This window comes from uncultured Maribacter sp., assembly GCF_947500985.1.
Lineage (GTDB): Bacteria > Bacteroidota > Bacteroidia > Flavobacteriales > Flavobacteriaceae > Maribacter.
Window position 1 is genome coordinate 17,630 of sequence record NZ_CANMTX010000004.1, and the last position, 18,696, is coordinate 36,325.

Genomic DNA, 18,696 nt, shown 5'->3' on the forward strand with positions numbered 1-18,696 from the left:
ATCCGCTTAAAAATTAAAACGCATCTACTGATGAAAAATATAAAATTTACCAATTTAGAACGCCAAAAAAAGATAGATAACCTAGAATCGGAAGATTTTGATTTGGTTGTAATCGGTGGTGGAATTACTGGTGGAGGTATAGCCTTAGATGCTGCATCGCGTGGGTTAAAAGTAGCCTTGTTAGAAAAAGGGGATTTTGCTTCTGGTACGAGTAGTAAATCTACCAAACTGATACATGGCGGACTCCGATATTTAAAGCAATTTGATTTTTGGTTGGTGAAAGAAGTAGGATCTGAGCGCGCCATTGTACATAAATTGGCTCCTCATTTAGTACTTCCAGAAAAAATGTTATTACCGTTAATAGAAAATGGTTCTTACGGTAAATGGTTGACATCTATTGGTCTTAAGGTATATGATATTTTAGCTCAGGTTTCAGGAGATGATAAGCGAAAAATGCTAGAAAAAAAGGAAGCCTTGAAATTGGAACCTTTATTGCCGAAAAAGATCCTGAACGGTGCCGGTTATTATGCTGAGTATAGAACAGATGATGCCCGTTTAACCATTGAGAATATAAAAACAAGTCTTTTGTTTGGTGCACAGGCATTGAATTATGCCAAGGTAAATGAGTTTGTGTATGACAAGGAGAAAATTGCAGGTGTTAAGGCAATAGATACAGTTACTGGCAAAGAATTTACAATCAAATCTAAATATGCAATCAGTGCTGCTGGTCCGTGGGTAGATGAATTGCGAAGCCTGAACAATTCTAAAAAAGGAAAACAACTTCATTTGACTAAAGGGGTTCACTTGGTTTTTCCGTACGAAAAACTACCAGTGAAACAATCTTGTTATTTTGATATACCCGATGGCAGAATGATGTTTGCCATACCAAGAGGTAAAATTACCTATGTAGGTACAACAGATACCAACTTCAATGATAATAAAGATAATGTAAGAACAGATCTTGCAGATGCCATTTATTTGATTTCTGCGGTGAATAATATGTTTCCTGATATTAACTTAGAGTTAGACGATATTGTTTCTTCTTGGGCAGGTTTAAGACCATTAATACATGAAGAAGGTAAATCTGCTTCAGAGCTATCAAGAAAAGATGAAATTTTTGTATCAGATACGGGTTTAATCAGTATTGCAGGTGGGAAACTTACAGGCTATCGTAAAATGGCAGAAAGAGTAGTAGATCGTATTGCTAAGAAAATGGAAGAGGAGTATGATACCGAATTAAAAGAATGTTACACTGAGAAAATATTTCTATGTGGAAATGTAGATTTCAAGAAATTCAAACATGTAAAAAAATACATTGATGAGGTGTATGACCAAATCAAAGAAGAGGGTTTTACAAAGCACGATGCTTGGTTTTTAGTAACCAACTATGGTAAACAGACAGAAACTATTTTTGAAAATTATAAGGGTATTGTAGAAGATGATAAATACGTGCGTTTAGCCAAGGCAGAATTAGCTTTTGGCATTGATTATGAAATGATACAAACCCCTATGGATTTCTTCATTCGAAGAACTGGTAGGCTATATTTCGATATTGATAGCATTAGAACTCTTATGGAACCTTTGATGAAAGAGTTTCAAATTAGGTTTAAGGTTACTGATGTTGTAGTCGAAGAATGGAGAACAACCTTGAACGCAGAATTAAAAGAACATTCAGATTTTTCTTTGGAAAGGCGTTAATCTAATTTATCAGTTAAATCAAGAAATACCTTTTTAGGATTCTTATTCTCATAGAGAACTTTATAAACAGCGTCAATTATAGGAGTTTTGACCTTTTTTGTAAAGTTCTCTTTTATGTTATAAGCACTTTTGGCGGCATAATATCCTTCTGCGATCATACTCATTTCCATCTGCGCACTTTTTACAGTGTATCCTTTACCAATCATATTACCGAACATTCTGTTTCGGCTAAAAATTGAGTACCCTGTTACTAATAAATCACCTAAATAGGCAGATTTATTAATATTGCGGTCTAATTTATGAATACGCTTGGTGTACCGTTTCATTTCACGTATGGCATTACTCATTAATACACTCTGAAAATTATCACCATAACCCAATCCGTGAGCAATACCCGCCGCTATAGCATATATATTCTTTAGCATAGCAGCATATTCAGTACCAATAATATCTTTACTAATGCTGGTTTTAATATAATTACTAGCAAGATTATTGGCAACCAATTCTGCCTTTTCAGTATCTGCGCAAGCAATGGTTAAATAAGATAATCGTTCCATAGCCACTTCTTCAGCATGGCAAGGACCGGTAATAACACCTATATTTTCAAAAGGTATCTCATACGTATTATGAAAATGCTCGCCTACTATCAATCCAGATTCTGGTACAATACCTTTTATGGCTGAAAAGATGATTTTATCCTTCAACGATACCGTTAGTTTTTCTAATTCTCCCACCAAAAAAGCAGAAGGAATAGCGAAAATTAAAACATCGGCATAGTTGACAGCTTCGTTAATATCGTTTGTCAATACTAATTGTTCGGTCTTAAATTCTACCGAAGTCAGGTAATTTGGGTTGTGCTTTTGAGTTTTAATATGGGCAATAGCATCTGTATTACGCATGTACCAACCAACTTTTTCTTGGTTATTGGTCAACATTTTAACTATAGCCGTTGCCCAACTTCCACCACCTAAAACCGCAAATTTCGCATCCTTGTTCATGGTGTAAATTTACCGATTTTTTAGGTCCTCTTAATATGATTTGTATCAGTCTTATATAATTTTTGGCATAGAGATTGTTTTATGGTTAATAACCTATTAAATGAAAACATATGAAAACTATAAAACTACTTACAGGATATTTCCTATTAGCCACCTTAATGGTTTCGTGTTATACAGAAGTAATTATTGAGGATGATTTTATAGAAGAGTCGGCTTTTAATACCGATCAAGTTTTACAAAGCTATGATTTATGGTATGTAGATATTAATGCGACGCGTGGTAATGGTGAAGTGCCTTTTTTACAAAGAGCGTTTACAGTGTCTTTTGATCGCGGAGTGTTATATGCAAATAATAACATTGTTGGTATCGGTAAAACGGGTGGTGGCTATGGTATTGATGTAGGTACTTATGGTACGCTTAGAGGTACTGTTGATATTGCTCATGATATTGATGGATCTTGGTTTCTAGAAGTTTTTGCGGTAAACAATAATACAATAGAGTTGTATGATGCAAGTTCAGATACCTCTTATTACTTAATAGGATACCAGACTAACAATTTTGATTATGACACGGTCTTCTATGACAACATCAATTATTTCATACAGGAATATGATGCTTGGGAGAAAATATACACCAGTGAAGCAGGAGCGTTAAATGACTTTGACAACGAAAATTACTTGCAGTTTTTACCAAATTTTTTCAGGTCTTCAGTAAATGCGCCAAATACTAATGTTTCTAATTTACAGTGGGATTTTGAAGGAGAATATCAAGTCTATGATATACAGGGAGACAACTCATTAAAAACGTTAACCCTAGATTATGATTTCTTTGGTAACGATTATTTTGAATTATATGTTATTAACGATTCTACTATAGAATTGTATCACCCAGATAGCGGTACAACTTATGAATTTAGAGGTAGAGGATACCAAGAGTATTTAAAATCTGCAAAAGGTTCAGAAAGTAAGAAAAGAATAAAATCTTCTAACCCTACTATGAATGTAGAACGTAAGAAGGCAAAATAGTTTTTAGGTTGATTGTCTCAAAAGTGCCCTATTTGTAGTAGGGCATTTTTTATACGGTAGATTTAACGTCTTCTACAATAACAGCATCAATATCTATAGGCTTATCTGAATGAAGAACCGATATATCGCCTGTAGTTTCAAAAATGACAGCTTTTACTTGTGACAATTGTAAAACATTTGCCTCTCTAAGTTTTCCCATTAGGTCTGCTTTGCTTACTAATGCTTTGTTTAAATTTTCTTTTAAGATGGCACCATTTTTCATTAGAAGAATTGGGCTATTGGTTATTACTTTTTGTGCTGCATCAGACGATGATAACAGCTTAGCGAATAAAGCTTGTAGACCCGCAAGTAATGCTATAGAAACCATAGCGGGCATTAAGCTTGAAACAGGTTTGTTGACCGCATCGGCTAAGATAGATCCCATGGCAATAGTAACTGCAAAATCAAAACTGGTCATTTTAGCGAATGTTCTTTTACCTGTTACGCGTGTAATGAACATCATATATAAATAGATAAAAACCGCAGCTACGCATATTTGCAAAACGGTTTTTAGTGAAAGCGGGTCAAAAATTTCCATAGTTAAGTTTTAGAAGTTATACCTGGTCCTTTTGAAGGGTGAATTCAGGTTAAAAATGTACTCCACTAAAAATAACAGTATCTCGTTTTAAATGTTTCCTCTATTGCTTAGAGTTCTAGTTCATTTAATCGCGCTGCAATCTCTTTTTAAATGCTGATGGATTTTCCCCTGTTACTTTCTTAAAAGTTCTGTTGAAGTAGGAGAGGCTTTCAAATCCGCATTCAAAACAGGTTTCACTAACATTTTTTCCGGTAAGTAATAAACGTTTAGATTGACTAATGCGATATTGATTTAAGAACTCTATAAAAGTACTACCCGTTGCTTTTTTAAAGTAGCGACAAAAAGCAGGCTTGGTCAAATTACAGAATTTAGCGACCTCATCAACAGATATTTTACCTTGGTAGCGTTCATCGATCAAAGCATAAATATCACGAATTCTACTTTGCTCCTTTTTACTGTATTTATTCTTATAAGGTTTCTTGTGTAGCAATTCAAACTCATTACTTTGAGATAGCCTTTTAAGAATATTCATGATTGCCATAAAATATTCAAAAGGTTTTAGGGTGTGAAGTTCCTTTAACAATTCACCTACCACTTTTTTAGTTTCCCCGTGAAAAGCAATTCCGTATCTAGAAAGATCTAATAGTCTATTTAAATTTTTCAATTCAGGTATAGGGTCTACAAAATCACTCTTAAAAGAAGGCTTAATATGCAAGACTTCTTCACGGTACGTCGTTTTTACACCATAGTCAAAGTTTAAATGCGGTATGTTAGAACCTATCAGTACAAGGTCATTTTCTTCATACTCAGAAATATGGTCACCTACATGTCTTGTTCCATTAGCACCTTCAATATAAACGATTTCATATTCAGGATGAAAATGCCAATAAAATAGATGGCTCAACTTGGGGTCATGCAATAGTCTGAACGGACTTTTAGATGCGGGATCAATGGTTTCTAGTTCAATCTTCATGGGTTAAATGTAACAAAATTGCATATAAATTGAGTTACACGTGCCTTAAAAATCAATATCGTTCAAATTATGGTCAATATTACGGTAGTTTAAGTTCCTCGCGCTCAGTAGTTTTATATCACTCAACAACTTAAATTCATATACGATGCAGCAAATAAACAATAAGGTTGAACAAGGTAATAAAGCGCATAAGGATATACCCGGTAATCCATCAACGGCAACAAGCAGTAAACAAAAATTGAATGATCGATCTAACGGTAAACCACTTCGTGTACTCAGCGAGGAAGATTGGAAATTCTGGATGGAAAATGGCTATGTCGTAATAAAGAATGCAGTACCCTTGGAGCAAGCAAAAGCTACGGCAGATTTTCTTTGGATGTTTGATGAAAAGAGTCCTACAGATTCTTCAACATGGTATGCACCACCAAGAGCAGAGATGCAAATGAAAGAGTTGACTGGTACAGGTATGGTTGAGGTTTACAACCATCAACATTTATGGAACAATAGACAAACGCAAAGAGTATATGATGCTTTTGTAGATGTTTGGGGAACAGAAAAACTTTGGGTGACAATAGATAGGGCAAATTTAAATTTTCCGTTACCACCAGGGGTAGATAAGAAAGGATTCATTCATTGGGATTATGACCCGGAAACAAAACCACAAAATGTACAAGGAGTATTGGCATTAGCTGACCAAGATGACGAGAATATGGGAGGCTTTCAATGTATACCTTGGTTATACCGTAATTACGATTCTTGGAAACTGACACAGCTAGAAGATAGAGATCGCTTTCAGCCTTCATTAGATGATTTGGAAGATAAAATCGTAAAAGTGAAAATGAAGGCAGGTGATCTGTTAATTTTCAATAGTACGGAACCTCATGGTATAAGACCCAATAAATCAAAAGATAAAGTTCGTATAGCGCAGTACATTTCAATGATGCCAGCAGAGCCGGAAAATGAAGAAATGCGTCATTGGAGAGTTAATTCTTGGAAGAACAAAATAGCCCCAGAAGGGTATGCATTTCCGGGTGATCCACGTAAATGGGAGCAAACCAAATATGATACTGCTAAATTATCACCTTTAGGAGAGAAATTATTAGGTCTAAAAGCCTGGTAGAGAGATAATATGGTAATAATCTGCTTGTTAGTGGCGAGGCCAATAAATATGACTTATTTTTGCGCCCTTAAATTCATCGGGCATGCAGAAATACCTCAATATTTTCGATTTCAATCAGAAAGTAGATTATAAAAATGAAATTTTAGCAGGATTAACGGTTGCAATGACAATGATCCCAGAATCATTGATGTTTGCTATTCTTGCAGGGTTTTCGCCATTAGTAGGTTTGTATGGTGCTTTTATCATGGGCTTGGTTACAGCGATTTTTGGTGGAAGACCTGGGTTAATTTCTGGTGGAGCAGGGGCAACAGTAGTTGTATTAATGGCATTAATGAATTCTCATGGTTTAGAATATGTTTTTGCAGCAGTTGCTTTGGCAGGTGTTTTTCAATTGATTGTTGGATTTTTAAAGCTTGGTAAATTTATTCGCTTAGTACCTCAGCCTGTAATGTTTGGGTTTGTTAATGGTTTGGCCATAATTATTTTTATGGCACAAATGGATCAATTTAAAGTTGGCGTAGGCGATGCTGCGGTTTGGTTAACAGGTACAACATTGTATACTATGGTTGGCTTGGTGCTGTTTACCATTGCAATAATCGTTTTTGTTCCCAAACTTACTAAAGCGGTTCCAGCTTCATTGATAGGAATCATTGTAGTGTTTCTAGTAGTATATTTTCTAAAAATAGAAACTAAACAAGTGGTAGACATTATTAATCAAGATACGCTACCAGGAGAAGAGTTGAAGTCACTTAGTGGATCTTTACCTTCTTTTCATATACCAACTATTCCCTTTACCCTTGAAGCCTTTAAGATTATTTTACCTTACGGATTAATAATGGCAGCGGTAGGACTTACCGAAGGCTTACTTACCTTGAACTTGGTAGATGAGATTACAAATACAAAAGGTAACAGTAACAGAGAGTGTTTGGCACAAGGCGGCGCAAATATATTGAACGGTTTCTTTGGTGGTATGGGTGGTTGCCCAATGATTGCACAGACTTTGGTAAACCTGTCAGCAGGTTCAAGGGCAAGATTATCTGGTATCATTGCTGCATTAACCATATTATTAATCATATTGTTTGGTGCACCGGTAATAGAATTAGTGCCTATAGCTGCCTTGGTAGGTGTTATGGTAATGGTTTCCGTAGGTACATTTGAGTGGGCAAGTTTCAAGGCTTTAAGAAGAATGCCAAGGTCAGATATTTTTGTAATGATATTGGTTACTTTAATTACCGTAGTACTTCATAATTTGGCATTAGCGGTATTGATAGGGGTAATTATATCGGCATTGGTATTTGCGTGGGAAAGTGCCAAGAGAATTAGAGCAAGAAAATATGTAGATGAAAACGGGGTAAAGCATTATGAAATATATGGTCCTTTATTCTTTGGTTCAACTACGCTTTTTAATGAAAAATTTGATGTCCAAAGTGATCCAAGCGAAGTTATTATCGATTTCAGAGAAAGTCGTGTTTCAGATATGAGCGGTATAGAGGCATTAAACAAGATTACCGAACGCTATGCCCAAGTGGGTAAAAAAGTTCATTTACGTCACTTGAGTAATGACTGTATACGTTTATTAGCTGCCGCAGATGATATTATAGATGTAAATGTTATGGAAGATCCTACCTACAAAGTTATGGTAGACAAGCCTCTTTCAAAATCAAAAGAAGATGAACCCGAAACTAAAAATCCTTTTAAGTTGTGGGGGTTATAAGAGCTTGCATATTGGAGCTTGTTATGATGCATAAGTATAGATAGCATAAAAAGCTGCTAAGACTATTGTTATGGAAAGGATGTAAGTTCCTATTTCTTGTAGGCTGTCTTTTTTAGCTTGCGCTCTTATTTTATCACGCACTATTTTACGCTCTACATCTGTAAGTTCTTTAAAATGTAATTTAGTTTCTTTCGAGTAGTCTAGATAATCTTTACGCAAATCTCTAAAGCTTCTACTTTTTTTAAGCAGCGCCCTATTTGCCTTTATTACTTTCATTGGTTGTCCTCCGTATCCCATCGTTCTTTCTTTCTTATATGTAGTAAATTCGAAGGTTTTGTTACATATAATTAAATTATTCTTATTTTTTTGAACAATTCTTTAATACATTTATTGATTTTAATGCAAGATTGATTTTTCTCTTTATTGAGGAGAGTTTTAATAAATTAGAGTATCGGAAATATGAAGAGTAAAATAAGTTTGCTTATCGCAATTATAGGATTGATTATTTTTAACAGTTGTAAGGTGGAAGAGTCTATAAACGAAGAAGTTCTTTTCGTAGGAACGTATACGGATAATGGTAGCGAGGGTATTTATAGATACAATTTAAACTTAGGTACTGGTGAATTGACAAACCAAACTTTAGTTGCTAAGATTAAAAACCCATCTTACATATCATTTTCTCCAGATAGAAATTCTTTATATGCCGTAAGCGAAGTAGATGATTATAAAAAGGACGATGGGTCAATTACCACATTCAGAGTAAAGGATACTTCTCTTGTATATGTAGAAGAACAATCTACACATGGTGCTAACCCATGTTTTGTAGGTGTTAGTAATGATGGCAATCTAGTGGCAGCAGCAAACTATTCTGGTGGTAATGTTGCAGTGTATAATGCGTTGGAAAATGGAAATCTAAAACCTTCTCCACAAATTATAGATCATAAAGTTTTAGATTCTACTAGGAAAGCTCATGCACATATGGCATCGTTTTTAAACGGAGAATTAATGGTGTCTGATTTAGGTCTTGACCGAATAAAAAAGTACACAGGGTCCAAGAATAACTTTGTTCCAAGCAATCAGAAAGAGTTAGTGGTTGCTGAAGGTGCAGGACCAAGACATTTTGTTGCTTCTAATGATGCAGAATTTCTTTATATAATCAATGAATTAAACTCTACCATAACAATGTTTCAGAAAGAGGAGGGCAAGTATTATGGTAAGCAAACGTATGATACTTTAGCATCAGATTTTGAAGGTGAGAGTTTTTGTGCTGATCTTCATTTATCACCAGACGGTAAATTTCTATATGGAACAAATAGAGGGGAGAATACAGTAGTAATATTTAAGGTAGATGAAACTACCGGAAAATTAGAATTAGTAGGTAGAGAGTCTGTAAAAGGCGATTGGCCAAGAAACTTTAGTATAGACCCTACTGGTAAATATGTACTGGTAGCAAATCAACGTAGCAACAATATTGTTGTTTTTAATAGAGATGCAGAAAATGGCACTCTAAGTTTTGTAAGCCAAGTTGATTTGCCTAGTCCAGTATGTTTAAAATTCTATTAATTAGAATTTATAATTTGTAATAAGTCATTTTTTGGCACTACCCCAGATTGTCTCCAAACCTGCTTTCCATCTTTAAAAAGAATCATAGTAGGCACACCTCTAACTTGGTATTGAGATGCCAATGTTTGATTTTTATCTACGTCGATTTTTACGACTTTAATAGCGTCTCCTAAATCGGTTTTTACGTCTTTTAGAATAGGAGCTAGCGTTTTACAAGGTCCACACCAGTCAGCAAAAAAGTCTACTAAAACCGGAGTGTCCCCTTTAATGATATCAGAAAATGATGCTTTCATATCTTTTGATTTATAATTAATAATAATTTTTAGCTAGTATTAAATTAGCAAATTCCTGTAGAAGGATCACAACTATCACCCGTAGCAATTATTTTTAAAGGCGCTACTTGTTGAAAAGCTTCTAAGAATGCTGCTGGTGGTTGAGCACCGCTAATTCCAAATTTATCATTGATAATAAAGAAAGGCACACTGTTAACACCGCGTTGTTGGTAATGAGCAATTTCTTGTTTTACAGAATATGCAATTGCATCTTCATTTAAAATTTCTTGTGTTTTTTCTGGCGACCAGTCATATTCAGCCATAATAGTACTTAGAACATCAACATCGTTTAAATGAAGATTTTCATCAAAGTATGCTTTCATAAAACGCTCTTTAAGAGCGTCTTTAAAACCCTCTTCACCTGCCACATGTAAAAGTTGATGTAACGGTAGTGTATTTACCGCCAACCATTCTTTTCCAAAGTTAAAGTTGATACCTTCTTCTTTTCCGCTTTCTTCTAAACGTTTCGTCATTTCCAAAGGTCCGTCTACACTGCCAAATTTATTGGTAAGGTAAGTATCCCTGTCTAGTCCTTCCTTTGGTATATTTGGGTCTAGTTGAAAAGGGTGCCACTCAATTTCTATCTCGGCGCCATCCCATTCTTTTATTGCTTTTTATAATCTTTTCTTACCAACATAACACCATGGTAAAGCAACATCAGAAACTATATCTATTTTTATTTTATCGTTTCGCATATATCAATCATTTAATACCTAATTGGTCGTAAAAAGTAGTAAAAACATACTTTATAAAATGACAACGAGTAATTGGTAAAAAGAAAACCCTTTCATATTTATGAAAGGGTTTTCAGTATTAGATTGGCGTTTAACTTTATAGCGTACGTAAGTACTCTGCTAAGTTACGAGCATCCTCTTCCTTTAAATTCTGATTAAGCATAATTGCATTGTTGTATTCTTTCAATAATGCTTTTGCAATAGGATCTTCTTTCAACATTTTATCAGGATTGATAATCATGTTCATTACCCATTCTGGACTTCTACGTTCGTAAACACCTTTCAATGCCGGACCGATCATACGTTGCTCTGCCATATGGCAAGCTGTACAAATGGCTTGAAATTTTTCTTTACCTGCAGCGGCCATTTCTTCGTTTACTGCCTCATCAAAAGTAACACTAGTTATTGGACCAACCCCTTTATTATCTAAATCAACAGGAACGCCTTCACTTGCCGTTTCTTTTTTAACTTCTTTTTTGGTTCTGTTCATTTCAAAACCTTCTTTTTTCTCTTCCTTCTTCTCACCACAACTAATAATCATTGTGCTAAGAGCTAATAAAGTGAATAATTTGCGCATACGTTACTATCTTTTAAGTGTTGTCTGTAAATTGAGCAACTAATATATGAATTTTTGCGGGTTGAAGTATATTTTAATACGTATGGAGTTAAGTTTTTAACTAATAATTTTAAGTAAGTAACAATTTGTATGAGTGATTTTATATTTGTGCTCTAACCTTAGTTTATATTATCTAAGAATTCTAATGTACGCCGCTCCGCGTAAGTTAAGTTATTGTTACCGTAAAAACCTACATGACCACCATATTTAGGCATTTCAAGAAAAAGTTTGCTGTGGTGTTTGGCAATTTCTATAGGATAACACTCGGACCCTAAAAAAGAATCGTTTAGTGCGTTAATTATCAGTGTGGGTACTTTGATCTTGTCTAAGAACTGAAGACTGCTGCTTTTGGCATAGTAGTCCATTGCATCTTTAAAACCATGTGCTCTACTGGTGTAAAAATTATCAAAATCTTTAAGGGTTTTAATGTTTTCGATATCTGTATCGGAAATAAGGTCAGGAAATAATTCTTGCTTTAGCTTCAGTTTTTTTATGAGGTTTCCCTTGAAACGTTTGGCATATATTGCATTCTTAAACTGAAGTAACTGGTGCAGTGAATCTGCTAATTGGCAAGGCACTGAAATGGCAACTGCTCCCTTAATTTCAGTAGGTAATTCTCGTTTTTCACCTAAGTATTTAAGTAGAAGATTACCACCAAGGCTAAAGCCGTGTAAGAAAATATTTTGGTATTTATTTAATTGTAAAACATGTTCAATAACAGCGTGTAGATCTTCGGTTGCTCCTGAGTGGTAAGAGCGAAATAATTTGTTGGCAGTACCACTACAACCTCTTAAGTTAATGGCGCAAACGTCATAGCCAGATTGTGTTAAAACTTTAGCACTACCTTTTATATATGCTCTCTTGGAACTTCCTTCTAGACCATGGATTATGATAACCAATTTTTGAGAAGGAGATGAAGCATAGCTCCAGTCTGTATCTAGAAAGTCAGCATCGGGTAATGTAATTCGAATACGTATTTGCTCTACATCTGCTACTTTTCTAACTAAACCGGAATATATGGTAGATAGGTGTCCGTTCTTAAAAAACAATGGCGGATTATATGTAGAGTTAAGTAAAGGCATCTATTTGTAAAAGCTAAAATTTGTTTATTTAGGGTATGTTTCTAGAACTTTTATTTGTTCTTCGATAGCCTCTTTAAATTCTGTCTTTAAATGTGATACCAATTCGGCAACAGGAATGGAATCGTCAATGAGTGCAGAACCTTGACCTGCAGACCAAATGGTTTTCCAAGCTTTGGCTTCAGTATTCATTTCTTTTCCAAAATCAATTTTTACATCTTTTTTAAGGTCTTCTTCTGTGATACCCGCAGCTTTTAAACTAGCACCTAAAAAATTGGCGTGTACACCAGAAATTGAAGCAGTATAAACCACATCGCTAGCACCTGCATCAATAATCATTTGTCGATATTCAGGAGTAGCTTTGCTTTCATTTGTATTTATGAATCTGGTACCCATATAAGCTAAATCAGCACCCATTTGTAGGGCAGATGCAATGTCTCTACCCGTACTAATACAACCGGAAAGAAGAATAGTTTTATGGTAGAATTTCTTTATTTCAGCAACTAAAGGCATTGGGTTAATTGTACCTGCATGACCACCTGCACCTGCAGCAACAAGAATCAATCCGTCTACACCGGCTTCGGCAGCTTTCTCGGCATGGCGTTTTTTTATGATATCGTGAAAAACCAATCCACCATAACTGTGAATAGCATCTACTACTTGAGAGACAGCACCTAAAGAAGTGATGATCAAAGGTACTTTGTGCTTTACACATAACTTTACATCTGCTTCTAATCTTGGGTTTGTTGCGTGTACAATTAAATTTACGCCAAACGGGGCAGGTTTTTTACCTGTCTCTTCTTCAAAGGTCTTTAGGGCAGATTTTATTTCAATAAGCCATTCTTCAAAACCTTCACTAGTGCGTTGGTTCAATGCCGGGAACGTACCAACAATGCCATTTTTACAACATTCAATAACCAATTGTGGTCCAGAAATTAAAAACATTGGGGCTGCAACTGCGGGCAATGATAATTCTTTAATGAAAGGGGGTTTATTTGACATAGTGCTGTAAATTTTGAAAGTGATTTAAAAATAACTATAAAAAACGATGTTTTTTAGTTCTTACATTTCAAAACTATGCTATTTTTATAAGGTATTATGCATGCATAGTAAAAATTATAAAAATGTTTACAAAGGATTTTGAAGTACGGTGGAGTGATATAGATGCAAATCGTCATTTAGCGAATTCGGCATATGTTAATCTTATGAGCCATACTCGAATGGCTTTTTTAATGGCGCAGGGCTTTGATCAAAAGACAATGGTTACTTATAAAATAGGTCCTGTAGCGTTTTATGAACATATGTATTATTTTAAAGAAGCCTTTCTTGGTAATCAGGTTAAAGTTTCTTTAGAGATTATGGGACTAAGTGAAGATGGTAAATTTTTTGAGTTCCACCATAATTTTTACAATGACAAAGGAGAAAACATAGCGCGTTGTGAAATGATGGGAGCTTGGATCAGTTTAGAGTCAAGAAAGTTGATGGGATTGACAGAAGAATTGATGAATAAATTCCGTGATTTAGAAAAAGGAGAAGGATTTAGAGTGCTGACAAAAGAACATACTAGAGAATTTTTGAAAATTCCTAAAAATTTATAGGAATCGTAGTGTTAAAAACTTTATTTTTAAATGATTCAATTAATTACAGTTGTACTCCCCCTTAGACTGTTGAGTGATCAATAACCGATAATAATATATTTGCTTAATGGTTAGCCTACCAGAAGAAATATTTCAAGAAACATACGGTAAAGTTAAAAAGTTGATTGTAACCAAAAAGTTGGTGCCTGGGCAACTTATTACTGAGCATAGGTTATCACACACTTTACGAATTAACGACGACACTGTACCTGTAGTTTTACAGCAGTTAAAACAAGAGAGTTTATTGGTCGGTAATTTAGATAATGGACTTTCTGTACGAGAATTGTGTGAGCAAGAAATTGTAGAAATGTTCGATTGTAGAATAGCTTTAGAAACTATGGCGGTTAAATTATTTACACGTAATGCACCGCAATCTAAAATTGATGATTTAAGAAATTTGTTAGTACCATTTGAGAATGGACCTAAAAACGGATATGTGTTCTATAAAATCGATCGATATTTTCACGAATATATTGTAAAGAATTGTGGGAATAGAACATTATATCAAATGTATAAGTCAGCCAAAATACTGTCTTTTATGGATCTTGTGGGGCTGAACAGATCTTTGAATGTAATCTTGCAAGAACATCTTGATTTAGTCTCTGCTATGCATCACCGGGATGAAAAAAAGGCTATTGAGGTGGTGTCGTTAAATTTAGAAAATGCAAAAAAATCACATATTTAATTTTGCTGTAGTTGTCTCTTTGGTCTTTTGCTAGAAAGATAAATCCCAACTAAAACAAAACAGGCAGCAATAATTTTCACTGTAGTAATAGTGTCTTGACCTGTAAAAACGGCATATGTAATGCCCACTAGTGGTTGTACGTATACAAAAGCGCTTAGGGTAGAGGCTTTTAATTGGGTTAGCGCAAAAATATTAAACAGGTAGGTGCAGAATGTTGTTCCAAGAATTACAAAACCAATACCGAAATAGGCTTTTAAAGGTAAAGTGCTCCAAGAAATTTCCATGAATTCTTCGTATCCAAGAGGTAAGCATATAAGAACACCTAAAGAGAACAGCCATTTCATAAATGTAAATGGATGATATTTGCTAATTAGAATTTTTACCAATACTAGGTAGGATCCGTAGAAAATTGAGTTCAAAAAAATCAAGAAATTACCTAGAGGTATATTCGGAGCGTCTTGTCTAACTTCGGTACCGAACAAGATTAAGCCTAGTGCACCAAGTAATCCAATAGTGATTCCTATTATTTTTCTTCTCGATATTTTTTCTTTTAAAATTACTGCCGATAGAATTAGTACTACAATTGGCGTGGTGGTGATTAATACGGCACTATTTATTGGAGTAGATAGTGATAGTCCTTTGAAAAACACCATCATATTTAAGCCCATGCCTAATAGGGCACAAATCAACATGCGTAAATAATCTTTAGGGTCGATACGTTCTTTAGGTCCAAAAGGTGAAATGAGCCAAAATAGAATAGCAGCACCGAGAAGCCTTAAAATTATAAACCCGAAGGGTTGCACATAATGTGGCATAATACCTTTGGCAATAGTGTGGTTGACTCCATAAATGGTAGTTGCCCCAATAGCAGCGAGTATGGCTAGTAGTCTTTTGCTCACGAGTGAATTGCCGTTTTAGCGGCTTCTACCACTCTCTTACTATTTCCAATAAAAATTTGGTTATCAACAATAATTACAGGCCGTTTTAAGAAGGTGTATTGTTCTAATATCAACTCTTTAAAATTTTCTTCAGAAAGGTTTTGTTCCTTTAGATTTCGCTCTCGGTACAAAACAGCTCTTTTGCTGAATAAATCTTCATAGCTCTTAGAAAGACTATGCATTTGTTCTAGCTGAGAAGGCGTTATAGGTTTTGTTTTAATGTCCTGTAGTTCAAAATCTGTAAGTGGTTGTAGTTCTTTGATAATACGTTGACAAGTAGAACAAGTGCTTAAATGGTATATTTTTTTCATGATTTTGAAAGTTAAGGATGATGCTTTTTATCCTTCCGAAAAAAAACCACCTTTATGTGATGAAGGTTTTAGAAATACAAAGAAACTTAAATATCATTAATTGTGCTATTTTTACAAAGTATAAAATGTGAAATGATGACTGAGAATTTATTTGGTATTATGTTACAAAATCGTAGAAACCTACATACGATATTAACAGAGACTCCTAAAGAAAAACTGCTTAAAATACCTGAAGGATTTAATAACAATGTTTATTGGAATATAGCCCATACGGTAGCAACGCAACAACTTCTTATTTACAAGTTAAGTGGTTTACAAATGCGTATACCAAATGATTTGGTTGCCAAATTCAGTAAAGGTACAGTGCCAGATGGTACAGCAACCGAAGAAGAGATGATGATGGTAGCAGATTTTTTAATTTCTTCGGCAGAATGGCTTATTGAAGATTACGATACGGCACTTTTTCAAACATTTAACGAGTATACTACAAGTGCGCGAGTTACGCTCAAAAATGTTGATGATGCAATAGTGTTTAATTTGTTACACGAAGGGTTGCACCTTGGGCAAATCTCCCTGTTGCTAAAACAACTGACTTAAGGTTGTTGTTGCGTGTACCTTAAAAAAGAGTTTGCTTGTGTATAAGGTATGGTTAGCGTAATTGGACCATCTGCAAAAGAAGCTATTTCATAAGGTTCGTAGAAAAGCAGGAGTCCGGTTTCGGTATACCCTAAATTGTCGGGCAAATAGAAATTCTCAGTTTCGAACATGAAACCAGTATTATTTATAGAACCTTCTGCGGGTATGTTTTCTTGCTTTCTAAAAAGCGTCTCGGAATAGATTTTGAATTCATCAAGGTTATTGAATAAATCTTCTTGGTACAATTCTACACCATTAAGTTTGTCAAAATTTAAAAATCTGCTGGTACCGTAGCCGTGTGCTCCACCGGTATAAATATATGATTCTAGCTTAATAGTAATTATAACTTTGTTTTCGAAGGCTATGGTGCCTTCGATTGCAGCTTCCCATGGCATAGATTCTTCAGGAAATTTTCCATTTAGTTCTTCATAATCAGACACAAAAACTTCTTTAGCTTCTTCAAGGTTTTGTGCATTACTTTCCTCACCAAAATTCAATAAAGCAATGATTTCACCTTCTAAGGCAGCATTGATAGTCTTGCTTAGTTTTGTTTTGCCAGATGCCTCAGGTATTTCGATACGAACGGAGGTGCAATTCTCGCAAGAATCAGTAGCGATAGTCAATGGTTCAAAAGAAAGGGAGTCCTTATTATTACAGGCAATAAATGAAAAGAAAATTAGTAGGCAGGTAAGCTTGGATTTCATGGAGAAAATAGATTTAGTGTAAAAATACAGCTTCATTGTATTCCCCGAAAGATAACAATACATTTGTGTTATAAATATTTGAACATGACCTCTAAAAACTTAAAGTTTAATACGAAAACCATACATGGTGGTCAACAACCAGATGAAGCATATGGTGCTGTTATGCCACCTATATATCAAACATCAACATATGCCCAAACTACACCTGGTGGTCATAAAGGTTATCAATATTCTAGAAGTGCCAACCCTACACGAACTGCTTTAGAAAATTCTTTGGCAAGTATAGAGGGTGGTGAATTTGGTTTAGCCTTTGGTAGTGGTATCGCAGCGATTGACGCGGTCATTAAATTGTTAGCCCCTGGTGATGAAGTAATTTCAACAGATGACCTTTATGGAGGGACTTATAGAATATTCAAAAAGATATTTGAAAAGTTTGGTATAGTCTTCCATTTTGTAGGTATGCAAGGCACTGATGCTGTACGTGATAAAATCAATTCTAAAACAAAGTTGATTTGGGTAGAAACACCTACCAACCCAATGATGAATATTATAGATATAAAAGCAGTAGCTGCCTTAACTAAAGAGACAGATATAATGTTAGCGGTAGATAATACCTTTGCTACGCCTTATTTGCAATTACCGTTAGAACTGGGGGCAGATATTGTAATGCATTCAGCGACCAAATATCTTGGTGGTCATAGCGATACGGTTGTTGGAGCATTAGTGGTCAAAGACAAAGAATTAGCAGATAAACTCTACTTTATACAAAATGCAAGCGGTGCCATTTGTGGACCTATGGATAGTTTTTTGGTCTTGAGAGGAATAAAAACACTGCATATACGTATGCAACGCCATTGTGAAAATGGTAGAGCAATTGCAGAATATCTTAAAAGCAATCCTAAAATAGAAAAAGTCTACTGGCCAGGTTTCGAAGACCATCCTAATCATTATGTCGCAAAAGAGCAGATGAAAGATTTTGGAGGTATGATTTCTTTTGTGCCCAAAGGTGGTAGTTATGAAGATGCGATTAAGATTGTAGAAAAGTTACAGGTATTTACGTTAGCAGAGTCTTTAGGTGGCGTAGAAAGTCTGGCCGGTCATCCTGCAAGTATGACCCATGCAAGTATTCCAAAAGAAGAACGACTTAGAAGCGGAGTGGTTGATTCGTTAATTAGATTAAGTGTTGGTATTGAAGATATTGATGATTTAATAGCAGATTTAGAACAAGCGATAGAATAAATGACCAGATGTTAAATTAAATGTAGTAAGAATAGGTAGTTTGTTGTCAAAACAACAAATTTTATCGAATTTTAAAAAATTAAGCCACCAAATTACACAAATATCATAATTTTGACG

21 protein-coding genes are annotated in these 18,696 nt (G+C 34.9%); 9 read left to right on the forward strand and 12 right to left on the reverse strand.

The features are described 5' to 3' along the window. Positions 1–30 precede the first annotated feature (30 nt). Entirely contained in the window at positions 31–1,698 is a 1,668-nt protein-coding gene (locus tag Q0871_RS09425; RefSeq protein WP_299321372.1) for a glycerol-3-phosphate dehydrogenase/oxidase, read from the forward strand. On the opposite strand, the gene Q0871_RS09430 is transcribed toward Q0871_RS09425, so the two are convergent. Beyond that, the gene (locus Q0871_RS09430; protein WP_299321376.1) at positions 1,695–2,696 is read right to left on the reverse strand and encodes an NAD(P)H-dependent glycerol-3-phosphate dehydrogenase; all 1,002 of its coding nucleotides are present in this window, start codon (positions 2,694–2,696) and stop codon (positions 1,695–1,697) included. The genes Q0871_RS09425 and Q0871_RS09430 overlap by 4 nt on opposite strands. A gap of 110 nt (positions 2,697–2,806) precedes the next feature. Between Q0871_RS09430 and Q0871_RS09435 the strand changes: the two genes are divergently transcribed. After that, positions 2,807–3,721: a nicotinic acid mononucleotide adenyltransferase gene (locus Q0871_RS09435; RefSeq protein WP_299321378.1), complete on the forward strand. Its 915-nt coding sequence runs from the start codon at positions 2,807–2,809 to the stop codon at positions 3,719–3,721. Positions 3,722–3,770: 49 nt separating this feature from the next. Here Q0871_RS09435 and Q0871_RS09440 read toward each other — a convergent pair whose 3' ends face one another. Continuing rightward, positions 3,771–4,298, reverse strand: coding sequence for a DUF421 domain-containing protein (locus Q0871_RS09440; protein ID WP_299321380.1), 528 nt, complete (start codon positions 4,296–4,298; stop codon positions 3,771–3,773). 124 nt (positions 4,299–4,422) lie between these two features. Continuing rightward, the gene (locus Q0871_RS09445; protein ID WP_299321383.1) at positions 4,423–5,271 is read right to left on the reverse strand and encodes an AraC family transcriptional regulator; all 849 of its coding nucleotides are present in this window, start codon (positions 5,269–5,271) and stop codon (positions 4,423–4,425) included. A 145-nt stretch (positions 5,272–5,416) separates the two neighbouring features. Here Q0871_RS09445 and Q0871_RS09450 point away from each other — a divergent pair, with 145 nt between their 5' ends. Both Q0871_RS09450 and Q0871_RS09455 read left to right on the forward strand, forming a co-directional pair. Then, positions 5,417–6,391 (forward strand): phytanoyl-CoA dioxygenase family protein, encoded by a 975-nt coding sequence (locus tag Q0871_RS09450; protein ID WP_299321385.1) that lies wholly within the window; start codon positions 5,417–5,419, stop codon positions 6,389–6,391. 82 nt (positions 6,392–6,473) lie between these two features. Further along, positions 6,474–8,105, forward strand: a complete 1,632-nt coding sequence (locus Q0871_RS09455) for a SulP family inorganic anion transporter (RefSeq protein WP_299321388.1) — start codon at positions 6,474–6,476, stop codon at positions 8,103–8,105. A 21-nt stretch (positions 8,106–8,126) separates the two neighbouring features. On the opposite strand, the gene Q0871_RS09460 is transcribed toward Q0871_RS09455, so the two are convergent. Continuing rightward, positions 8,127–8,402: a hypothetical protein gene (locus Q0871_RS09460; RefSeq protein ID WP_299321391.1), complete on the reverse strand. Its 276-nt coding sequence runs from the start codon at positions 8,400–8,402 to the stop codon at positions 8,127–8,129. Positions 8,403–8,564: 162 nt separating this feature from the next. Here Q0871_RS09460 and Q0871_RS09465 point away from each other — a divergent pair, with 162 nt between their 5' ends. Next, complete coding sequence (locus Q0871_RS09465) at positions 8,565–9,668, forward strand: lactonase family protein (RefSeq protein ID WP_299321394.1); 1,104 nt, start codon at positions 8,565–8,567, stop codon at positions 9,666–9,668. Here the strand turns inward: Q0871_RS09465 and trxA are convergent. The 5 genes from trxA to Q0871_RS09490 all read right to left on the reverse strand — a co-directional run bounded on the left by trxA (position 9,665) and on the right by Q0871_RS09490 (position 13,431). Then, positions 9,665–9,961 carry a thioredoxin gene (gene trxA, locus Q0871_RS09470; protein WP_036157315.1) on the reverse strand — a complete coding sequence of 99 codons (297 nt, stop codon included), beginning with the start codon at positions 9,959–9,961 and terminating at the stop codon, positions 9,665–9,667. The genes Q0871_RS09465 and trxA overlap by 4 nt on opposite strands. A 44-nt stretch (positions 9,962–10,005) precedes the next feature. Beyond that, positions 10,006–10,608, reverse strand: a complete 603-nt coding sequence (locus tag Q0871_RS09475) for a DsbA family oxidoreductase (protein ID WP_299323338.1) — start codon at positions 10,606–10,608, stop codon at positions 10,006–10,008. A 223-nt stretch (positions 10,609–10,831) separates the two neighbouring features. Next, the gene (locus Q0871_RS09480) at positions 10,832–11,311 is read right to left on the reverse strand and encodes a cytochrome c family protein (protein WP_299321401.1); all 480 of its coding nucleotides are present in this window, start codon (positions 11,309–11,311) and stop codon (positions 10,832–10,834) included. A 158-nt stretch (positions 11,312–11,469) separates the two neighbouring features. Further along, positions 11,470–12,432 carry an alpha/beta fold hydrolase gene (locus Q0871_RS09485; protein ID WP_299321404.1) on the reverse strand — a complete coding sequence of 321 codons (963 nt, stop codon included), beginning with the start codon at positions 12,430–12,432 and terminating at the stop codon, positions 11,470–11,472. A gap of 24 nt (positions 12,433–12,456) precedes the next feature. Further along, complete coding sequence (locus Q0871_RS09490; RefSeq protein ID WP_299321406.1) at positions 12,457–13,431, reverse strand: nitronate monooxygenase family protein; 975 nt, start codon at positions 13,429–13,431, stop codon at positions 12,457–12,459. 122 nt (positions 13,432–13,553) lie between these two features. Here Q0871_RS09490 and Q0871_RS09495 point away from each other — a divergent pair, with 122 nt between their 5' ends. Next, positions 13,554–14,027, forward strand: coding sequence for a thioesterase family protein (locus tag Q0871_RS09495; protein ID WP_299321410.1), 474 nt, complete (start codon positions 13,554–13,556; stop codon positions 14,025–14,027). A 106-nt stretch (positions 14,028–14,133) separates the two neighbouring features. Beyond that, a complete protein-coding gene (locus tag Q0871_RS09500) occupies positions 14,134–14,751 on the forward strand; it encodes a GntR family transcriptional regulator (protein WP_299321415.1) in 618 nt (205 codons plus the stop codon). On the opposite strand, the gene Q0871_RS09505 is transcribed toward Q0871_RS09500, so the two are convergent. Both Q0871_RS09505 and Q0871_RS09510 read right to left on the reverse strand, forming a co-directional pair. Continuing rightward, positions 14,748–15,650, reverse strand: a complete 903-nt coding sequence (locus Q0871_RS09505) for a DMT family transporter (protein WP_299321418.1) — start codon at positions 15,648–15,650, stop codon at positions 14,748–14,750. The genes Q0871_RS09500 and Q0871_RS09505 overlap by 4 nt on opposite strands. Next, entirely contained in the window at positions 15,647–16,000 is a 354-nt protein-coding gene (locus Q0871_RS09510) for an arsenate reductase family protein (protein WP_299321420.1), read from the reverse strand. Before Q0871_RS09510 ends, Q0871_RS09505 begins: the two co-directional genes overlap by 4 nt. 135 nt (positions 16,001–16,135) lie before the next feature. Here Q0871_RS09510 and Q0871_RS09515 point away from each other — a divergent pair, with 135 nt between their 5' ends. After that, on the forward strand, positions 16,136–16,597 hold the full coding sequence (locus tag Q0871_RS09515) for a DinB family protein (RefSeq protein WP_299321423.1): 462 nt from the start codon (positions 16,136–16,138) through the stop codon (positions 16,595–16,597). On the opposite strand, the gene Q0871_RS09520 is transcribed toward Q0871_RS09515, so the two are convergent. Then, a complete protein-coding gene (locus Q0871_RS09520) occupies positions 16,594–17,340 on the reverse strand; it encodes a DUF3298 and DUF4163 domain-containing protein (RefSeq protein ID WP_299321425.1) in 747 nt (248 codons plus the stop codon). The two genes, Q0871_RS09515 and Q0871_RS09520, sit on opposite strands and share 4 nt — an antisense overlap. Positions 17,341–17,424: 84 nt before the next feature. On the opposite strand from Q0871_RS09520, the gene Q0871_RS09525 reads away from it, so the two are divergent. Further along, entirely contained in the window at positions 17,425–18,579 is a 1,155-nt protein-coding gene (locus Q0871_RS09525) for a cystathionine gamma-synthase (protein ID WP_299321428.1), read from the forward strand. Positions 18,580–18,696: the final 117 nt, after the last annotated feature.

What these genes read in the sequence shown, in the direction of transcription:
- Q0871_RS09425 (WP_299321372.1), top strand. Translation starts at nt 31, where the DNA reads ATGAAAAATATAAAATTTACCAATTTAGAACGCCAAAAAAAGATAGAT.
- Q0871_RS09430 (WP_299321376.1), bottom strand. Translation starts at nt 2,696, where the DNA reads ATGAACAAGGATGCGAAATTTGCGGTTTTAGGTGGTGGAAGTTGGGCA.
- Q0871_RS09435 (WP_299321378.1), top strand. Translation starts at nt 2,807, where the DNA reads ATGAAAACTATAAAACTACTTACAGGATATTTCCTATTAGCCACCTTA.
- Q0871_RS09440 (WP_299321380.1), bottom strand. Translation starts at nt 4,298, where the DNA reads ATGGAAATTTTTGACCCGCTTTCACTAAAAACCGTTTTGCAAATATGC.
- Q0871_RS09445 (WP_299321383.1), bottom strand. Translation starts at nt 5,271, where the DNA reads ATGAAGATTGAACTAGAAACCATTGATCCCGCATCTAAAAGTCCGTTC.
- Q0871_RS09450 (WP_299321385.1), top strand. Translation starts at nt 5,417, where the DNA reads ATGCAGCAAATAAACAATAAGGTTGAACAAGGTAATAAAGCGCATAAG.
- Q0871_RS09455 (WP_299321388.1), top strand. Translation starts at nt 6,474, where the DNA reads ATGCAGAAATACCTCAATATTTTCGATTTCAATCAGAAAGTAGATTAT.
- Q0871_RS09460 (WP_299321391.1), bottom strand. Translation starts at nt 8,402, where the DNA reads ATGGGATACGGAGGACAACCAATGAAAGTAATAAAGGCAAATAGGGCG.
- Q0871_RS09465 (WP_299321394.1), top strand. Translation starts at nt 8,565, where the DNA reads ATGAAGAGTAAAATAAGTTTGCTTATCGCAATTATAGGATTGATTATT.
- trxA (WP_036157315.1), bottom strand. Translation starts at nt 9,961, where the DNA reads ATGAAAGCATCATTTTCTGATATCATTAAAGGGGACACTCCGGTTTTA.
- Q0871_RS09480 (WP_299321401.1), bottom strand. Translation starts at nt 11,311, where the DNA reads ATGCGCAAATTATTCACTTTATTAGCTCTTAGCACAATGATTATTAGT.
- Q0871_RS09485 (WP_299321404.1), bottom strand. Translation starts at nt 12,432, where the DNA reads ATGCCTTTACTTAACTCTACATATAATCCGCCATTGTTTTTTAAGAAC.
- Q0871_RS09490 (WP_299321406.1), bottom strand. Translation starts at nt 13,431, where the DNA reads ATGTCAAATAAACCCCCTTTCATTAAAGAATTATCATTGCCCGCAGTT.
- Q0871_RS09495 (WP_299321410.1), top strand. Translation starts at nt 13,554, where the DNA reads ATGTTTACAAAGGATTTTGAAGTACGGTGGAGTGATATAGATGCAAAT.
- Q0871_RS09500 (WP_299321415.1), top strand. Translation starts at nt 14,134, where the DNA reads ATGGTTAGCCTACCAGAAGAAATATTTCAAGAAACATACGGTAAAGTT.
- Q0871_RS09510 (WP_299321420.1), bottom strand. Translation starts at nt 16,000, where the DNA reads ATGAAAAAAATATACCATTTAAGCACTTGTTCTACTTGTCAACGTATT.
- Q0871_RS09515 (WP_299321423.1), top strand. Translation starts at nt 16,136, where the DNA reads ATGACTGAGAATTTATTTGGTATTATGTTACAAAATCGTAGAAACCTA.
- Q0871_RS09520 (WP_299321425.1), bottom strand. Translation starts at nt 17,340, where the DNA reads ATGAAATCCAAGCTTACCTGCCTACTAATTTTCTTTTCATTTATTGCC.
- Q0871_RS09525 (WP_299321428.1), top strand. Translation starts at nt 17,425, where the DNA reads ATGACCTCTAAAAACTTAAAGTTTAATACGAAAACCATACATGGTGGT.